Here is an 18,159-nt window from a genome sequence, read left to right as displayed (position 1 = left end):
GGATATCGCCCGGTCGACCGTGTTTGCACGGGACCAGCCACCTCATGTTCAGATTGCGGAAATGATGATTCTGCCCGTAAATCGCTACTGAATCGGTATTCCGATACGAAGGCGGTAGGCAATGGACAAGCGCGCTGAATTGCAATCCACGCTGCGAATCGAGGGCGTTCCCACCGTCCGCTCGATGGTTGCGCAAAAGCTGCGCGAGGCAATCATGTCCGGAAGATTCAAGCCGGGCGAGCGCCTGATCGAGCGGGAGCTTTGCGAGATGACTGGTGTCAGTCGGCCGTCCATTCGCGAGGCGCTTCGGGCATTGGAAGCCGACGGTCTCGTCGCGACCGTCCCGCATCGCGGCCCCGTCGTCAGCACCATCAGCCTCGAGGAAGCCAAGCAGCTTTACGCCGCCCGCGCCGTCCTGGAAGGGTTTGCCGGCCGTGAATGCGCCCGCCTGCGTGACCCCGTTGTCGTCCGCAAGATCGGGGACGCGCTGACCAAGCTGAAGGCCGCGTTCGCCGAATCCGACCTGATGATGGCGCTTGAAGCCAAGACGGAGTTCTATGCAGCGCTGATCGGCGGCTGCCAGAATGCCTTCATCGAGCGCATGCTTCGCCCGCTGCACGACCGCATCACGCTGTTGCGGATCACCTCGATGTCGCAGCCGAAGCGGATCAACAAGAGCCTCCGCGAAGTTACAGCAATCTGGCGCGCCATCCAGAGCGGCGACCCAGACCTCGCCGAGCAGTGTTGCGTCGATCATGTGAAGGCGGCCGCGGTGGCCGCGCTCAGCATGATCGAGCGGGCATCCGCATCGAACGAGAAGTTGAACGAATGAGCGAACCTCATCCCGATAGGAAGCAGCCATGAAGTTTTTCAAGCGCGTACTGCTATTGCTGTTGCTTTCACAGGTCACCCCGACATTCGCCCAGGAATATCCGAGCCGGCCGATCACCCTCGTCGTTCCGTTCTCTGCCGGCGGGCCAGGCGATGTGATCGCGCGCCTGCTCGGAACGTCGATGAGCGCGACGCTGAAGCAGGCCGTCGTCATCGAAAACGTCGTCGGCGCCGGCGGCACCCTCGGCACCAACCGGGTCGCCAAGGCCCCGCCCGACGGCTACACATTGTTGTTGATGCATGTCGGCCAGGCCACTGCGCCCGCGCTATATGCAAAATTGCCGTTCGATCCGATCGGCGACTTCGCACCGATTGGCCTGGTGACCGACGTTCCGATGATCCTGATCGCGCGTCCGAACTTTCCCGCCAAGGATCTGAAAGAGCTGATCGCGCACGTGCGCGCCCAGGGCGACAAGGTCACCTACGGCAATGTCGGCCTGGGGTCTGCATCGCATCTTTGCGGGCTGATGTTCATGAGCGCCGTCCAAGCCAAGCTTACGCCGGTCTATTACAAGGGCGGCGGACCGGCGCTGAATGACATCCTCGCTGGTCACATCGACGTCTATTGCGATCCCGCGACCGGGCCGACGCCCTTTATTCAGGCGGGCACCATTCCGGGATATGCCATCACGAGCAAGAAACGCGTATCGACGTTGCCGAACCTGCCAACCTCGGCGGAGGCCGGCGTACCGGCGTTCGACGTGACGACCTGGTACGGCATGTATGCGCCGCGCAACACGCCGAAGCCGATCGTCGATGCGCTGGTGGATGCGCTGAAAAAGGCGCTCAAGGACCCGCCCTTGGTCAACCGCTTCGCCGAACTCAGCATGACGCCGGTTGAGGACGAACGCGCCACGCCCGCGGCGCTCGATGCCTTTCTCAGAACCGAGACCGACAAATGGTCTCGCATCATCAAGCAGGCAGGTATCGAGCCGCAATGAATCCAGGCTCGGCCAGGCAAACCGCCCTCGCCTGATCCTCCCACTCATAACGGTCTGGTTGCAGGTTCGAGTCCTGCCGGGCCCACCAGCCTTCGCTCGCGAAGCGAGTGAAGGCTGCCGCGCCGAAGCCCGCTTGGGCGTAGGCGGGCGCATCCGCGAGCTACGGCTCGGCAAGCCATCCTGCGATCTTAGTGAGGAGACAGCCGCGAGCACCGACGCGATCTCGCTCCCAATAAAATATCGAAAACAACCCCATGCAAAGTAACAGGGGTCGCTGGCATGATCCCGCGAAAACATTTTGACACGTCGGGCAAATCAGCCGCACTATTGCATCATCATGCAATTCTTAAGATCGCCCATGGCCCTGCCCGACGACGGGCTCTTGGGGGCAGCAATGGTGGCTTCTGACCGGCTGATTGAGAGCCACTCTTGGTCAGCTCACGTGTTGTCGTTAGCGGCAACTCTGCTTTCAAAGAGTCCGCTTCGCACCAGCGACGGCAAATTTGACGGACTAGCTTTTGCGTGGGAAGCAACGACTCAATCTGGCGTTGCACTTTCATGCTTTCTTTATGCTTTTCTGGTAGGAAAGCTGGGCGGAGCAGCACCGTCTCGCCAATTTTTTCCTGGTATCAGCAAAGAGCCGAGGTCTGGATGATGGTCCAGGAGCAGCACGATTTTTACAAAGTCAATTCGCTGACCAATCTGGACGAGGCGTCGCCTGTCGAGGGCACGATTGTTTGGGATGCACCGCGCTCCCTGTGGAATGGCGCGATGCTGCTTGGGGCCATCGTCCTCGGTCCGCTCACATCTTCGTGGAGCGCCTTGGCCGTCTTTCTGATCACAGCCGCAATCACGCTTTGCGCCGGCCACTCCGTCGGCTTCCACCGGCGCCTCATTCACCGCAGCTTCGAGTGTCCTAAATGGCTGGAGAGGACGCTGGTCTGGTTCGGAACGGCGGTGGGCATGGGTGGGCCGCTATGGACTATTCGCGTGCACGACAGCCGGGATTGGGCGCAGCGCCAGGTCGATTGTCATCCGTTCCTCGCGCACCGGAAAGACTTTTGGTTGGATGGCCTGCTCTACCTCCATGGCCGGCTTGTCCTGAAGCGTCCTCCTGGTTTCGATCCTGGTCCGGGAATTGGCGACGATCCCTTCTATCAGTTTCTCGATCGCACCTGGATGTTGCACCAGATTCCGATCGCACTCGTTCTCTATTGGCTGGGCGGGTGGCCTTTTGTCGTTTGGGGCGTCTTTGTACGCGTCGCGGCCTGCACGACCATGCATTGGGGAATATCCTACTTTGCGCACACACAAGGAGAGCAGGACTGGACAGTCGACGGCGCGGTGGTCCAGGCGCACAACGTGCCCTTGATGGCTATTCCAACAATGGGAGAGAGCTGGCACAATAACCATCACGCCTTTCCGGGCTCTGCGCGGCACGGTCTCTATCCCGGGCAGATCGATCTCGGCTGGGAGTTCGTGAGGCTGCTTCGCGCCCTTGGCCTGGCGTGGAATGTTCAGGTGCCCGCGGAGCTGCCGCCCAGGCCTGGAATAAGCCCGGTCCGCGCCCGCTCGCTTTCAGTCTGTGCGCCCGGCCAAGCTGAAATTTCGAGAGTCCAGTTGTGACGACTGCGGCTGAAGCCCTCGCCGCTTATTATGCGGCGAATGGCATAGAGGCTGACCCCGCTCGCGCTGCGACATGGATTTGCAAGATAGGGCCGGTGTCGGTTGAATTTCCAAACTGGAAGTGGAGGCGAGACGCCATCACTCGGCACGACCTCCACCACATTCTCACCGGCTATCCCTGCACGATGACGGGAGAGATGCAGATGGCCGCCTGGGAGTTTGCCGCCGGACGCTACCGCCACTGGGCGGCGACGCTCTTCTGCCTGCCTCTGGCACTGATGGGCGTCATATTTGCGCCACGTAAAACCGCGCTGGCGTTCCGAGCGGGTCTGATCTCGACAAGTCTCTATGGCTCCGAACTGGACCGCAATAAGCCGCTCACAGCGTTGCGAGCAGAAATTGCTGCCCGCCGCCCCGCCAGTTATCCGCCAGAAACCCCATGAACAAACGTGCACGAACGCGCACGATCTCAAACGATAATCACTGATTTTGCTCGAATTTCCAGGTAGAGTCCCGCGCTCATAACGGTCAGCTTCAACGCTGACTTGCGTCCTATCGGCACGTCCGGCGACGGCTGGAAGCGCGCTCTTGCTCGACCACAGCTTCGACGTAAGAGCTGTGCAGCGACGTCGGCGACTTGAACCCATCGAACATGACACGGACGGTGCTGCGGTACTGCCCCGAGCCGACGACGACGCCTTCCCTGCCGGCGAGGTTCGGGCATCGTTCCGCGCCCAGCGCTGTCATCCTGACGCGCGTCCGGTGAGGCAGCGGAGGCTGCTCAGTGGACGCGGCTGGATCGGATGGTGTCTTTGGACCAGAACCCATTACAGCTCATCCATGCAGCTTGCGGCACCGTCGGAAACGACCGGCAGAACCCAGCGATCAACTCCCGCTCATAGGACGCGACCAGCAGCGATACGAATAGTGGCGCCTCACCAACGCCGGGGATTCGCCGCGCCGTTGTTTTGCTGCGAGAACGCCGATGACTGACATCTCTGGTCATTGCCAACATGGTGCTCACTCCTGACCAGTCATCCGCCGCGCCTTGCCGGCGCGGCAGCCATTCAGTGCTGCGACATCGCTTGCTCCCGGTCAGCCCTCTGATCCGGCGCATCCCCGCCGTTGCGCCAGCGCCTGACCGATAACCCGCTCGCCGGCTCTATCGCGGCCAGCAGCGCGGCGTTGATCTCAGCCATCCGGCCGAGCTTGACCATGCATCGACCGACCGCGACGAATCCGTCTGTCAGTTCCGGCTGCAGCCGCATGAACTCGAGATGATGGCGCAGCGCTTCCTCGTACTGACCGAGCCTCTCACAGACCTGGCCCAAGCACTGCCATGCCTTGACGGCGTCGGGGCGAACCGCGGTCAAGGTGCGGAACAGCCGCTTGGCCGCGACGAAGTCACCCTTCGCCGTCAATAACTGGCCGAACCGATGCAACGCGTCGGCGTGTTTTGGCTGAACCTCCAAAATCCGCCGGTAGCCTATCTCGGCGTCGGCAGCCTTCCCCTTCCGGTGAAGTTCGGTCGCCTGTCGCAGGACGTCAGGGATGCTCCTGCGGTCGATCCTGCCGCCGAGATTCCCGCCGTTCCTGGTCGCCAGAACGGTGCCGCGGATCTTGCGCTCCGCGCAGCCGAATGAATATTTGTACGGCTCGTTGCCGCGCAGGAAGTCGTATTCAGTATAGCCGAGCTCGATCGCGTGGCGAATGCTGAAGGCATGCAGGATCACCCCCGCCGGCGGTCCATCGAACGTCTCGTCGCGTCCGGTCATGTAGAATGAGAAGGTGCGCTTGCGCGGATCCACCAGCGTGGCCAGCGCCGCGACAGCCCGGTCGCCGTGCCAGAACGTCGGCAGGTAGACCAGACCGGATTCAAAACTGCGCGTCAGCATGGCGCTGTTCGAACGAACGAGCCCATCCATCCGATCCCCTTTGCGGGAGCGCCACCTTGCCTCCCAGAACCGCAGCAAAGTCTTGAGGTCTTGCGCAAAGGTTTCGGGGGTGGAAACGGATATTCGATATTCGCCCTGCGCATCGATCTGCTTCAGAAGGCGCCTGATTTTCTGTCTTGTGTTGGAGCTCAGCGTTTCGAGATAGGCGTTCCAGTCCTTGGGCAGCGTCACATACGGGCAGCGGCTGAGGTCGATCCCATCGACCTTGCTGACCATGTCGACCTCCGTACAGTGGAAACTGGCTCTCGGAAAGCAGGCCAGAAGCAGCCGCACGCGCCTCTCCGACATTCGCAGATTATCAAGCTTGAAGCGCGCCCAGTTCATCTGCCTGATATATCGGGCAAACGCGGGAATGACCTTGTTCTCCACCTCGGGCCTGCAAACGATGCCAGTGTAATCGGCGGAGCCCGTCATCCTGATTTCATGGAAGACATCGGAGTTCTTGATTGTGGTTTGCAGCCGCAACGGAAAGAACGCAACGTAGGGAGTATCCGCGGCCTCGTCGGCTTTTGCCGCCAGGATAAACCATGGCCCCGCACTGTGGGACAGTAAGCCGTTGAGCCATTTCCATGACAGGAATATCTGCGCCTCGTCGTCCGCGTCGTAGACGGCATTCCAGTTGTCCTCGAGTTTCGCCAGCGACGGCAAGGTTTCGATGATGTCGATATGCACGGCGGACGCCTTTCCAAAGTGCGTGTTGAGTTCCTGTCGAGACCTAGCGCTCTCGGAATGCGCGCATAAAGCTGTCGTAGATGGGCCTCATGAGGTACTGGAAGAACGTGCGCTCCGCTGTCTTGATGTAAACCTCGGCGGGCATGCCGGGCGTCGGACTGAAGCCCGGAAGATTCCGGCTCTCTTCGCTGTTGAGCCTGACGCGGACGAGATAGATGTCGGTCGGCCCGACCTGCTGGGACTTCTTTTCGTCCGCCAGGGTATCGGCCGACAGGTATACGACGTCGCCGGAGACCATCGGCGTGATGCGCTGGTTCAGCGCCGTCAGCCGCACCATCGCGGCCTGTCCGTGCTTTACGCTGTCGATGTCCTGCGGCCGCAATCGCGCCTCGATGATCAGTTCGTCCTTCACCGGCAACAGCTCCATGATGTTCTTGCCGGCCTCGACCACGCCGCCCCGCGTATGATAGCGGAGCTTGACCACGACGCCGCTCACCGGCGCCGTGACGCGAACCCGATCGAGTATGCCCTTGGCGCTGAGCATCCGCTCGCGGACGTCGGCCAGTTCGCCCCGGACCTCGTGCATCTGTTCGACCGCGGTCTTGATCGCTGTCTTGCGCACGCCGTTAATCTGCTCGAGCGCGCGGGCAATGCGTTCCTTCGCATCCCCGATATCACCCATGATGCGACCGACCTCGCCTTCCAGATTGGCCTTCGACCGCTGCAACACCATCAGCTCCGGTTTGCGCACCAGTCCGGCCTGCACCAGACGGTCCTTAGTCACGATCTCCTCATCGAGCAGGACGATCTGGCGCTTGACCGCGTCCAGTTGGACCCGCGACCCCCGGATCCGCTCCTCCAGAGCGTTGATGCTCTCCTGGATACTCTTGACGTCGCTGTTGAGGTTGTTACGGCGCGCCGCAAACGTCATCTGCTGGCTGTCCACGATTTCCTTCGCCTCGGGCGACTTGCCCAGCCAACCGACGACCTCCGGCGGAAGCGTGATATCCGCCTCCTCCCTCATCTCGGCCTGCAGCCTTGCATCCATGGCCGACAGGCGGATGCGACGCAGGAACAGCCGCTGCAACTCCGCACGCGCCGCCGTGTCATCGAGTTCGAGCAGTATTTGTCCGGCCTCCACCTTGTCGCCTTCGCGCACGAAAATCTCCCGGATCACGCCGCCCTCGAGATGCTGGACGATCTTGTTCTGTCCGGTAACGACGAATACGCCCGACGCAACCACGGCGCCGGCGATCGGCGCCATGTTGCCCCAGACGCCGAATCCCATCAGCACCACGGCCATGATCAGCGCGCCGGCAACCGTTGGAAATTTGGTCGATCGCGGCAGCGAATCGTACCAGGTGCCTTGTGATACTGCGGAGCGGTCCGCAATTTTCCTGTTGGCCATGGCGTAACCTCGTTGCTGTCAAACCTGACTGATGTCCCTATGAATTCAACGAAGGAGGATTGCCGTTGGGGGGGATATTGTTCGGCTTGCGTCCGGTGATCATCGGAATGATCTCGTCGCGGTTGCCGAATGCCTGCACCGCGCCCTGATGCAGGATCATGATCTTGTCGACGCTCATCAGCAGCGCTGCGCGCTGGGTGATCGTCACCACCGTGATCTGCTTTTCCTTGGCGCGCACCAGCGCCTTGGCGAGCGCCCGCTCGCCATTGGCGTCCAGATTCGAATTCGGTTCGTCGAGCACGAGCAGGCGCGGATTGCCGTAGAACGCGCGCGCTAGCCCGATGCGCTGGCGCTGGCCGCCCGACAGCGGACTCCCATCCATGCCGACAACGGTCTCGTAGCCCTGGGCGAAGCTCGAGATCAGTTCGTGCACGTCGGCGGCCTCGGCCGCGTCGAACACATCCTCGTCGCGGGCGTCTTCGCGCATCCGGCCGATGTTGGCCTTGATGGATGCAGGGAACAATTGCACATCCTGCGGTAGGTAGCCGACGCTCTCGCCGAACTGCCGCGGATCCCAGTTACGCAGATCCATCATGTCCAGCCTTACGCTGCCGGCGGTTGGAATGATGGATCCAACCAGCATGCGGGCCAGCATGGTTTTGCCAGTACCGGAATCTCCGACAATGGCAAGGGATTCTCCGGGCTTCAGTTGAAAGCTGATCCCGTTCAGGATCACCTTCTTGTTCGGCGGCGGCACGTAGAGAATGCGCTCGACGCTGAGATACCCTGCTGGACGCGGCAGCCGGAGCCGCTCCAGGTTGAGCGGCGAGTTCAGCAGCAGGGATCTGATGCGGGCATAAGCCGAACGCGCCTGCACGAAATTGCGCCAGCCTTCGATGGTGCCTTCCAGCGGGGCCAGCGCCCGGCTCGCCACGATCGAGGCCGCGATCACCATGCCGCTGGTGATCTCGTTCTCCAGCGCCAGCCATGCGCCCCAGCCGAGGATCGCGATCTGGGTGCACAGTCGCAGGAATTTCGACACGCCCGTCATCAGGATGTTGAGGTCCTGTCCGATCACCTGTGCCTTCAGAGACTCCACGGTTTCGCGGCCCCATACCTGCACGCCTTCGGGAATCATGCCCATGGCGTTGATGACCTGGGCGTTGCGCGCCATCGATTCCGCCTGCAGGTTTGCCCTGGCTCCGTAATTGTTCGCCTGGTTGAACGGGATCGCGGTCACCCGCTGGTTTATCAGCGCCACAACGACCAATGCGACGCCGGCCCCCAGGACGATGAACCCGAGATGCGGATGGATCAGGAACACGACGGCGAAATAGACCGGCGACACCGGCGTATCGAACATCGTCAGCAGCACGGGGCCGGTAATGAACGCGCGCAGGTGCTGCAGGTCGGCCAGCGTCTGGAATTCGCGGCTGGATCCACTCTGCGCGGATTTGGCGGCGGCGCTCAGCACCGGTCCGCCCAATCGCGCCTCGGTCTCGACCGCCACCCGCATCAGGATGACGCGGCGCATCATATCCATGAGCACATGCGCCCCGATCGCGATGACCACGATAATGGTCAGCATCACCAGCGTGTCCGTGCTGCGGCTGGTCATCACGCGATCGGACATGTTGAACAGGTAGATCGGAATCGCCAGCACCAGCAGGTTGACCGCGATCGAGAATATCCCCACGGTCACCAGGTTGCGGCGGGCATTCGCAAGGCCCTTGCCGAGCACATCGCGAAATTCATTGTCGCCGGAACGCTTTTGGAGCCGCGGCGTGCCGCCACCGCCTCCGCCGCCACCACCGCCGGAGGAGCCGCCACCGTTCCTGTCGCCGCCACGCTGCAGCGGGGGCGCAGGAGTCTGCTGCTCGATCACGACGGTGGATCCCGGCGCCGGGGTCTTGGCTTCCTCCCGCAGTGATGGCTCGACCGCCGGCGGCTCCGCGACCTTGGCCACGGCCGGAGCCGCCTTCTCGTCCGCAAATGCGACAGGCGGATCCTCGGCACGCGGAGGGGGCTGATCAAACCATGGACGAAGCGGAATTATCTTTGCCATATGCGGCGTTGCTTCGTCATACTCCCTCAAGCGCCAACTCCCGCCTGGACGAACATCCCAACCCCACATTTGGAAACTCCGTTCACTTCCAATAATCAAAACATCCTGCTTGCCGCTAATGCAGCACGCTCGCCATCGGATCTGCCTGCACCGAATTGGTAACGACAGCCGGGCTCGTGTTTGTCTGGTCCTGGGTGTCATCGACGAACGCAATGAGTTCAGTCACCAGGGTATCGGTGTCGCCATTAACCGCATCATCCTGGTCCACCGGCAGCAGATTGGCCTGCACCAGAATGGAATCGGTGTAGACCTCGCCCTCAACGTAAATGACGTCGGGATTGACATCGACAATCGCGGCATCGTTGGCGAGTTCATTGCCGCCTGTGGTGGCCGACTGCCTTATGCCCCTGCCCCCGCCGGGTTCCAGCGCCATCAGATCGGCCGACGGCTCGTTTTGCAGTTGATACAGCACGTTGATGTCGGAGGTGATGTTGGTCTGCCAAACCGCATTGATGTCGTAGTAGTCCCCCTTGACGTAGAGCACGCGCAGAGGGCCGCCATTGCCGGCGATGGCGCTGCCCAGCTCGGGATCAATCGACGTCACGCCGGAGGCCAGCAGATCCAGGATCTGCTGGAGGCCCGGGGTCAGCACATCGAAGGTGTCGCCGCCATAATTCTCGATAGCGCCCTCGTTCAACAGGCTGTTGTCGCCTGAGCTCACCGATTGAGACGGATCGGCGCCGTCGGCCGACATCACGATGTTGTCGTTGTTCAACAGGATGTTGTTCTGGAAGATCACGTTCATGCCGTGATAGGCGCCCTCGATGACGATCAGGTCGTATTGAATGTCACCATCAAAAATCTGAGCCAGATTACCGAGCTGATTGTGGCCGCTGACGAGGTTGTAGTGGCCATCACTGCTGACCTGCGCTGCCACATCGTTGTCGGAGAGATAGTTGGTTTGGCTCACCGCATTGACGCTGTAGTAGTCGCCGTCGACCACATCGACGATCCAGTTCGGCCCCGCCCAGTAGGACGGGAGTTCGGCGTAGATGCTGGGGTTCTGGACGAAGTTGGCGATGTTGGTCGCGACATTTCCTTCGCTGGTCACCGATGGCGCGCCCTCCCCACCCGACACGCTGACCTCGTCGTTGTCGATGGTCGTGTTGGTCTGGAACATGGCATCGGTCTTGAAGTAGTCCCCCAACACCACCATGGTGCGGGCGCCCTCGCCAATATCGACCAGCAGCGCCGCGTTGATGCTGTAGTTGCCGCCCATCGACGCCCATTGGCCGATGCCGTCGCCGGTGTCCGGCAACTCCTTCAATTCGATCGGCGGCCTCGGCTCCGTTGGCGGTTCCTGCAGCTCACCGTTGACATAGTAGCCGGCAGGCACCGAATGCTCATCCGGCGTGCCATCGCGGTCGGCCCATGCGGCATCGTGAGCCTTGAGGAAATCCGGCAGGCCGGCATCGTTCTGCGTCATCCACCAATGGGTAGGAATCTCGGCGTTGGCACCGTCCACCAACTTCCCGATGACGGCCATCGCATCATCATTGAGGCTCATGATCAAGGGCTCGGCCGCAGCCATGAAATCCGCCGGTAGATTGACGTCCTCGTCATGCATGAAGTTGTACTGGCGGACCGCAAGCTGAATCTGCGCGCCGCCGTCCTCGTAGGTCACCCTGATGTTAAGCTCGCCCCCGCCGCCACCGCCGCCGCCCGCTGCGGGCAACACGATGTTCGGTTTCAGCGGTGTCGGAAAAAAATCGAAATCGGGATCCTGCGGGCCTTTGTGCAGCTTGAGCGGACGGCCGCGGATCAGATCCATCGGATCGTCGGCTATCAGCTCCGGCCCTGGCCCCCCCGCACTGTCCATATCCTCTGGCGCGTAGCGATGGTGGTAGTTCGGTCGCAGCGTCGTGTAGTCGCCGGAGGGACCGGGCGCGGGCGTCTCATCGTACTGGGTGCGATCGCGAGCGATGTCCTCGAAGATCTGCAGATATCCAGCGAAATGGGAAATGATTTCGACGAAACTAGCTGACGCCATGGGAACCTCCCCTGTCGCCGCGAGCTGTTAGGGGCCGCACGGCGACCCCACAGCTTCTTGTCGGCAACTGCGGCGACTGAAATGAAAGCTGGGAAAAAATGACCCGCGCGGCTAACGCCGCGCGGGTCGAACGCGAAACTACCCTATATCGTCGTCGCTCACATTGTTACCAGCAGCCTGAATGGTGATGCTGTTGAACTGAATGTTCGCACCCTGCGTGATGTTCTGATCGAAGGCCGACTGGTTGAGAACTGCATCGGCGCTCGAAGACACGCTGCCACGCCCAACATCGCCGACGTCGCCGATCCTGGACTCTCCGCCTTCGATCTTGGCTTCCATGCTGAAGCTTGCACCCGGCTCACACCAATCCCCGCCGGCGCCGCCGGTGTAGCTGGCATGCGACCAGTTGCTGTCGTTATCGACCAGGTTGTTGACCTGATCAATATTGAACTGGTTGCCGTCGTTCATCGTCTGGGTCACGACGTCAGGCATGACGACAGAACCATTCGTGGTGAAGTGGCTGAGGTCGATGACCGGGGTGCTCAGGCCTTCTGTGTCCACATCGACATCCACATCGACATCAACGTCTACCTTGCTCTCGACGGTGTTTTCGATCTTGTTTTCGATGTCGTTGTCGATCTTGTTGTCGACGTCGTTGTCGAGATCGTTATCTACCTCGTTGTCGAGCTTGTTTTCGACCTCGTTCTCGTTCTTGTTCTCGTTCTCATTCTTGTTGTCGTTGTCGTTGTCATTGTCGTTGTCGTTCTCGTTGTCGTTCTCGTTGTCGCTCTTGGATTCGAGCGACTGTACCGCGACCTGGAATTGGCCCTGGCCCTGACCCTGGCCTTGACCCTGGCCCTGGCCCTGCAATTGAGCCTGGAGATTGGCCTGCGCCTGCAACTGCTCTTGCTCTTGTTCCTGATCGTTGGGATCAAACATGACGAGCTCCTGTGGTTTGGAGCATCGCGGGCGGAACGGAGAGCGCTGATCTTCTAAGTCTGCGGTCTTCGAAGCGCGGCGGTGCTCTTCAACGTCGGTTTCTTCCGACTGCCGGCACTCGCGTTATTGCGAACCACGGCACGGTCAGAATGCCGCCACATCTTCGACAACAACATGCACGCATTCGATCCTCCGTTGTATCTTGCGATATCAACCATCGGCACGGTTGGCGCCCAGAACGAGTCAGTCTTTTGGATGAATAGCGGCGCGACGACGTTCGATCGTTCGTTATCGCCGGCCTGCTTCAAGCCGCGTCGCGCGGCACGCCTTGGGGCTTCACGCCATAAACATGCGCTTCAAGGCGCGGCAGCAGATCCCAGATCTCGCGGTTGATCTTCGTCATTTCGTGGGTCGTCCGCACCATCTCCTGCAGACGGCTTTCGTCCAGCGCCTTGATCTCTCCGAACCTCAGGCTCGCCCTTGTTTCCATCAATCGCATCGACTGCGTGTGGGTGATGGCGCCCGCGGAATCAAAAATGAACATGCAATGATTCAACTCATTGCGAACCTTGGTGGATTCCGAGAAACGTTCGATGAGCGCTGTCAGATTTTTCGACAGAGCCTTGTCGGTCACCCTGATCTTGGCCAGTCGCTGGATCAGATCGAGTCTCGCGCGGGTGGTGTTCAATGTCGCGAACACGACTGCGGCGGAAGCCTCGTCGGTCCGCAACAGAATCATCAGCACGTAGATGAAAAGGCTTTCGTTATTCGACCAACTGCAGATCAGGTTTCCCATCAAAGCGAGGACGAACGTACGGCGATCCGCCGACGCGGGCGCCGCGGCGGCGAGCATGTCAAAATCCGGCTTTGGCGGCAGCTTGCTGACAAACACGGCCATGTCTCCGAAGATCAGGCCTATCATCATTCGATCGTAACGGGCTTCGTCGCCAAAGAAGTATATATCGAAAGATATAATAACGAAGGCTGGAGGAACCTCACTCATGCAATCAGCGCCTGAAATATTTTGCATCATCGCATGAAAAATGTCGCCTTCTTGCTGCTATCCTGCTGCTTTCCTGCTGCTATCCTGCTTCAGTTCCCATTTTTTTGACGACTTCTTGTCACACATCCTTATCTTGGCATTTCGTTCCAACAAGTGTAAACTTTTCTGCACAATTAAGATGCTAAGTGATCTATTTCATAGCGACCTTTGGGGTCTCGGAAGAAACCTGTCGATATCATTGGATGTAACATTAAGGGGCGCGTTATGTCGGTCCCACCCAAGAAGACCGTTTTTATTGTAGATACGATGGCCTTTAGGCGAGCCCGCGCGGAGAGCTTCTTAAGTCCGTGGGCCAGGAACGAAAACGTCGAGCTGATTTCGCTCGATCCTGACGAAGCGCACGCGAAGCTTGCCGAGCGCGCCGAATGCGACATGCTGATTTACAGCGTCGGTGCCCCCTCTCCCTACGAGGTCTTCACCGAGATACAGGTCTTGCACACGCTTCGCCGGGACGCCGCGCTCGCCATCGTCTCCGACGATGAACATCCCGCCACCGTCCTCGCCGCGATGCGTTGCGGGGCCCAGGGTTACTTCAGCAACTCCATGGCGCCCGAGCTCGCGCTGCAGGCCCTTTCGTTCGTCCTCCATGGCGGTACCTATTTTCCGCCGACCGCCGTCTTAGCCCAGGCCTTCAATTCGCCGCCCATCGAATACAGACTGCCTGATCTTTCCCAGGAGCAACCGCTCCTGCCCCCCGAGCAACAGATGCAGGCCCCGCCCCTCGGACCGGAGGACGGCCTATACGAGCAACAAGTCTCCCTTTTCGACGGCAAGGCGGCGAGTGACCGCGGCGTCGACGGCTCTAATGGGTCTTCCAATGGGTCTTGTGGCTCCAACGGCGCGCGGCATGCACCCGAGTTTACCGAACGGCAGTACGCCGTTCTCGCGTGCCTCTGCCAAGGCGATCCCAACAAGGTGATCGGTCGCAAGCTCGGCATGACCGAAACGACCGTCAAGGTTCATGTCCGCGAGATCATGCGCAAGTTGGGCGTCTGCAATCGTACGCAAGTCGCCATCGCCGTCCGCGGCGTCGGCCCGGATGGCCTGGCCGAGATGGTTACCCAGGATTCGGTCGCGGCGGCCAAATCATCCGTGCCTCATTGATGATGAACCGTGGTGGCGATGAATTTTGCCGCGACGTGCCCGCGTGGAGCGCTCCACCAAAATATCTGATAGTGCGCGCCACTTTCGAACCAGGCGACCGGTTTGAGATCGCCAGGCAACGACCTCAGCAATTCTGGGACGACAAGCCGCTGTCAGCAATTGGACAAGCGGGCCAGTGTGCTCAGCCTTTGAGCGCCGTGACAACGACCTCAATCAAGGCGCCGCCGCCGAGATCGGCCACACCGACCGTTGCCCGCGCCGGCAGGTCGTTGCCGAAAAATTCGAGCCATGCCGCGTCCATCTCCTTTTTCTTGGAGAGATCCGTCACGAAGATCGAGGCGCTGACGACGCGGGTTGCATCCGTGCCCGCCTCTTTCAGATAGCCGGCAATCTTGCCGAGGATGTTGCGGGTCTGCTCGCCCATCGAGGCGCTGGTATCGTCGGCGATCGTGCCGCCGACGAACACAAACCCATTGGCTTCAACTGCGCGGTGCATGATCGGCGTACGGATGTTGCGGATGATGTTCATGATGTCCTCATCTTGGGTTCCAGGGTGTGGAAGGATGAAAGCGGTCGATGCTGAGATCGCCGATCCGTGTCTGGGTACCGCCGTTGGCGATCAGCTCCGTCATCACGGCGCCCGCGCCGGGGCCGAGCTGGAAGCCATGCAGCGAAAAGCCGAATTGGTGATAGAGCCCCGCGTGGCGCGCGCTCGGGCCGAGCACGGGCAGTTCGTCGCGTGTCCGCGCCTCGATGCCGGCCCAGGCGCGGACAATGGCGGCGCTGCGCATCACGGGGAATAGCTCGAACACCGTGCGTGCACTGATGGCGAGGCTGCGCCAGTCCAGCACCGTTTCATTTCGATCCTGGTCCGGCGTCGCCAGATGCCCACCGCCGATCAGCACGGTGCCGTTGGCGAACTGTTTGAAGGAGAGTTTGCGGCCACGCAGAATGACCACCGGATCGATGAAACGCGGCACGCGGGAGGTGATCATCAGCATCGGCGCCACGGTTTCAACCGGCACCGGCTCGCCGAGCGCCGCGGCCATGCGGCCGGCCCATGCCCCGGCGGCATTGACGAGCACCGGCCCAGCATAGGTGTCGGCGCCGACATCCACCCGCCACAACCCATCTTCTTTACGAATGTTGGTCGCTGCCACGCCTTCACAGACGGTTGCGCCGAGCGCGGCAGCCTTGCGGCGGAATGCGGTGGTGGTTCTGGCGGGATCGGCCGCGCCATCCCGCCGCGACACCACACCGCCAGGGCAGCTCTCGGCCACCGCCGGCACCAGCCGCCGCAGCTCCGGCCCGTCGATCAGCTCCTCATGAGTGAAGCCGAGCGCGTTCAACTCGGCGACGCGCGCGCGACAGGCATCGAATTCGGCGTCGTTCTCGGCGACCAGCACCTGGCCGTGGCTTTCGAAGCTGCAGGTGTCGTCGACCAGCTCTTCAATCCGCTCCCAAATTCCCATCGAGCGGATCGAGAGCGGGATCTCGGCGACATGCCGCGCGAGTTGACGAACGCCACCGGCGTTCACCCCTGAGGCGTGGCGGCCGGCATAGTCCTTCTCGATCAGCACCGGCTTCATGCCCGCGAGGCACATGTGAAGCGCGGTCGAGCATCCGTGGATGCCGCCACCGACAACGATGGCATCGGCGAGCTTCGTCATCCGCGCACCACCGCCTGGACGTCGGCTTCTGTCTTCGGCACCGCCGCCAGCTCCGCGAGCGTGATCGGCTTCACCGGTGCGCGCAGCCGATAATAGCCGATCTCCTGCGGAGTCTTGCCGCGGGCCTGCGCCATCAGTTCAGTGACGGTCAGGCCGCAGAGCCGGCCCTGGCAGGGACCCATGCCGCTGCGGCGATACGCCTTGAGCTGGTTGGGACCGGTCGCACCGATCGCGACGGCATCGACAATGTCCTTGGCCGTGACCTCCTCGCAGCGGCAGACGACGGTATCGCCGGAGGGGATGCGGAACTGCCGGGCGGGGCGGAACAGCGTGTCGAGGAAGGCACGGCCTCGCTCGGCCTGCGCTAGCGATGCTCGGAAGGTTGCCATCGGGGCAAGCTTCGCAGCCGCCGCAGGTGCCAGCGCCTCGACCGCAACTCGTGCAGCGATATGGCCGCGAACAATTGCGGCTCCCGCACCACCGATCCCGGCACCATCGCCGGCGATACCAATGCCTTCGACCGACGCGCTGCCATTGTGATCAAGAACCGGCGACCAGCAGAGCTGCAGGTCGTCCCAGCGATGCTCGACCCCGGCCGCCATCGCGAGATTGACGTTGGGCACCACGCCCTGATGCAGCAGCAGCAGCTCGGCTGGAATCGTCTCGCGTCGGCTGCCGACTGCATAGGTCACGGTTGCAAGCTGGCCGTCGCCAGCGGCAGCAAGTTCGCTAACTCCACTCACCACCGGAACTTTCGCCCGCACTTCCCGCATCATGGCAAGGCCCTTTGCGAAATAGGGCGAGGTCATGAAGGCGAATGCGTGGGGCAGCGCGGCAAAATAGTTTCGACGCTCGGTCGTATCGAGGATGCGGTCGATCCGACCGCCAAGGCGCAGGATCTGCGCCGCGAGCAACCAAAGCAGCGGTCCCTGGCCGGCGATCACCGTCCGCCCATCCGGCACGAGCCCTGAGGACTTCAGCATCGTCTGCGCGGCGCCTGCGGTCATCACCCCAGGAAGGGTCCAGCCGGGAATCGGAAACGGCCGCTCCAGCGCGCCTGTTGCCAGGATCACGCGGCGCGCCTTGACGAGGGACGACGCGCCGCCGATTGACACGCCGACCTCGAGGTGGCGGTCAAGGCTCCAGACCGTCGCACGCTGGATGATTTCGGCGCCGCTCGTGCGCACCGCCCGAACGAGCTCCGCGCCCGCCCAATAGTCGGCGCCGAGGCGGTCGCGTTCCGTTACTGGGGTCGAGGCGATGGCGCGCCAGACCTGACCGCCGGGGCCGGCATTCTCGTCGAGCAGCAGTGCCGACAGGTCAGCTTCGGCCGCGGTCGCTGCGGCGGCGAGCCCTGCGGGCCCTGCCCCGATGACCACGACGTCATAGCTATCGCGCTTGGGAGCCACGTTCATCGGCCGATCTCCCTTTTGCCCTTTTGGATCTCGATCTGCATGCCCTCGGCGACGGGCACCAGGCAGCCTTGGCGATTGCCGACGCCATCGATGGTGACGAGGCAATCGAAACACACGCCCATCATGCAATAGGGCAAGCGCGGCGCGCCGCTCACCGCGGTTGCGCGGCGCACGTCACGGCCGGAGGCGAGCAGCGCAGCGGAAACCGTATCGCCCTCGCGCGCGGCGACGGCGGCCCCGTCCACGACGATGTGCACCGGTCTTCTGCTGTCCTGATCGGATCGTTTGAACATTGGATGCCTCTTCGCCCCTTCTCTCGCGCTCGGGTCGTGTCGATGTCAGTAGGAGCCGCTGCCTGTC

Annotated in this window: 15 protein-coding genes; 5 read left to right on the top strand and 10 right to left on the bottom strand. The window is 61.6% G+C overall.

Annotated elements, in window-relative coordinates:
• Window positions 1-121 precede the first annotated feature (121 nt).
• The 4 genes from CP49_RS25205 (at window position 122) to CP49_RS25190 (ending at window position 3,901) form a co-directional block, all read left to right on the top strand.
• The gene (locus CP49_RS25205; RefSeq protein ID WP_057852869.1) at window positions 122-832 is read left to right on the top strand and encodes a GntR family transcriptional regulator; all 711 of its coding nucleotides are present in this window, start codon (window positions 122-124) and stop codon (window positions 830-832) included.
• A gap of 28 nt (window positions 833-860) precedes the next feature.
• On the top strand, window positions 861-1,832 hold the full coding sequence (locus tag CP49_RS25200; RefSeq protein WP_057852868.1) for a tripartite tricarboxylate transporter substrate-binding protein: 972 nt from the start codon (window positions 861-863) through the stop codon (window positions 1,830-1,832).
• 522 nt (window positions 1,833-2,354) lie between these two features.
• Window positions 2,355-3,458 carry an acyl-CoA desaturase gene (locus tag CP49_RS25195; RefSeq protein ID WP_197423229.1) on the top strand — a complete coding sequence of 368 codons (1,104 nt, stop codon included), beginning with the start codon at window positions 2,355-2,357 and terminating at the stop codon, window positions 3,456-3,458.
• Window positions 3,459-3,553: 95 nt separating this feature from the next.
• Window positions 3,554-3,901, top strand: a complete 348-nt coding sequence (locus tag CP49_RS25190; RefSeq protein WP_156438642.1) for a hypothetical protein — start codon at window positions 3,554-3,556, stop codon at window positions 3,899-3,901.
• Window positions 3,902-4,525: 624 nt separating this feature from the next.
• Here CP49_RS25190 and CP49_RS25185 read toward each other — a convergent pair.
• The 6 genes from CP49_RS25185 to CP49_RS25155 all read right to left on the bottom strand — a co-directional run bounded on the left by CP49_RS25185 (window position 4,526) and on the right by CP49_RS25155 (window position 13,439).
• The gene (locus tag CP49_RS25185) at window positions 4,526-6,085 is read right to left on the bottom strand and encodes a GNAT family N-acetyltransferase (protein ID WP_057852865.1); all 1,560 of its coding nucleotides are present in this window, start codon (window positions 6,083-6,085) and stop codon (window positions 4,526-4,528) included.
• 43 nt (window positions 6,086-6,128) lie between these two features.
• Complete coding sequence (locus tag CP49_RS25180; protein ID WP_063791765.1) at window positions 6,129-7,493, bottom strand: HlyD family type I secretion periplasmic adaptor subunit; 1,365 nt, start codon at window positions 7,491-7,493, stop codon at window positions 6,129-6,131.
• Between the two features lie 37 nt (window positions 7,494-7,530).
• Complete coding sequence (locus CP49_RS25175; RefSeq protein WP_057852864.1) at window positions 7,531-9,558, bottom strand: type I secretion system permease/ATPase; 2,028 nt, start codon at window positions 9,556-9,558, stop codon at window positions 7,531-7,533.
• Between the two features lie 115 nt (window positions 9,559-9,673).
• On the bottom strand, window positions 9,674-11,608 hold the full coding sequence (locus CP49_RS25170) for a hypothetical protein (protein ID WP_057852863.1): 1,935 nt from the start codon (window positions 11,606-11,608) through the stop codon (window positions 9,674-9,676).
• Between the two features lie 138 nt (window positions 11,609-11,746).
• Window positions 11,747-12,547, bottom strand: a complete 801-nt coding sequence (locus tag CP49_RS25165; protein WP_057852862.1) for a hypothetical protein — start codon at window positions 12,545-12,547, stop codon at window positions 11,747-11,749.
• A 304-nt stretch (window positions 12,548-12,851) separates the two neighbouring features.
• Window positions 12,852-13,439 (bottom strand): hypothetical protein, encoded by a 588-nt coding sequence (locus CP49_RS25155; protein ID WP_156438665.1) that lies wholly within the window; start codon window positions 13,437-13,439, stop codon window positions 12,852-12,854.
• Window positions 13,440-13,814: 375 nt separating this feature from the next.
• On the opposite strand from CP49_RS25155, the gene CP49_RS25150 reads away from it, so the two are divergent.
• The gene (locus CP49_RS25150; RefSeq protein ID WP_082646239.1) at window positions 13,815-14,714 is read left to right on the top strand and encodes a LuxR C-terminal-related transcriptional regulator; all 900 of its coding nucleotides are present in this window, start codon (window positions 13,815-13,817) and stop codon (window positions 14,712-14,714) included.
• 181 nt (window positions 14,715-14,895) lie between these two features.
• On the opposite strand, the gene CP49_RS25145 is transcribed toward CP49_RS25150, so the two are convergent.
• The 4 genes from CP49_RS25145 to CP49_RS25130 are packed head-to-tail and all read right to left on the bottom strand — an operon-like array spanning window position 14,896 to window position 18,092.
• The gene (locus CP49_RS25145; protein ID WP_057852859.1) at window positions 14,896-15,243 is read right to left on the bottom strand and encodes a RidA family protein; all 348 of its coding nucleotides are present in this window, start codon (window positions 15,241-15,243) and stop codon (window positions 14,896-14,898) included.
• A gap of 7 nt (window positions 15,244-15,250) precedes the next feature.
• Window positions 15,251-16,384, bottom strand: a complete 1,134-nt coding sequence (locus CP49_RS25140; protein ID WP_057852858.1) for an NAD(P)/FAD-dependent oxidoreductase — start codon at window positions 16,382-16,384, stop codon at window positions 15,251-15,253.
• Window positions 16,381-17,799, bottom strand: coding sequence for an FAD/NAD(P)-dependent oxidoreductase (locus CP49_RS25135; protein ID WP_057852857.1), 1,419 nt, complete (start codon window positions 17,797-17,799; stop codon window positions 16,381-16,383). The genes CP49_RS25140 and CP49_RS25135 overlap by 4 nt, the downstream gene beginning before the upstream one ends.
• Window positions 17,796-18,092 (bottom strand): (2Fe-2S)-binding protein, encoded by a 297-nt coding sequence (locus CP49_RS25130; RefSeq protein ID WP_057852856.1) that lies wholly within the window; start codon window positions 18,090-18,092, stop codon window positions 17,796-17,798. The genes CP49_RS25135 and CP49_RS25130 overlap by 4 nt, the downstream gene beginning before the upstream one ends.
• Window positions 18,093-18,159: the final 67 nt, after the last annotated feature.

Source organism: Bradyrhizobium valentinum (assembly GCF_001440405.1).
In the GTDB taxonomy this organism is placed as follows: Bacteria; Pseudomonadota; Alphaproteobacteria; order Rhizobiales; family Xanthobacteraceae; genus Bradyrhizobium; species Bradyrhizobium valentinum.
This window is presented reverse-complemented; position numbering and strand designations above follow the sequence as displayed.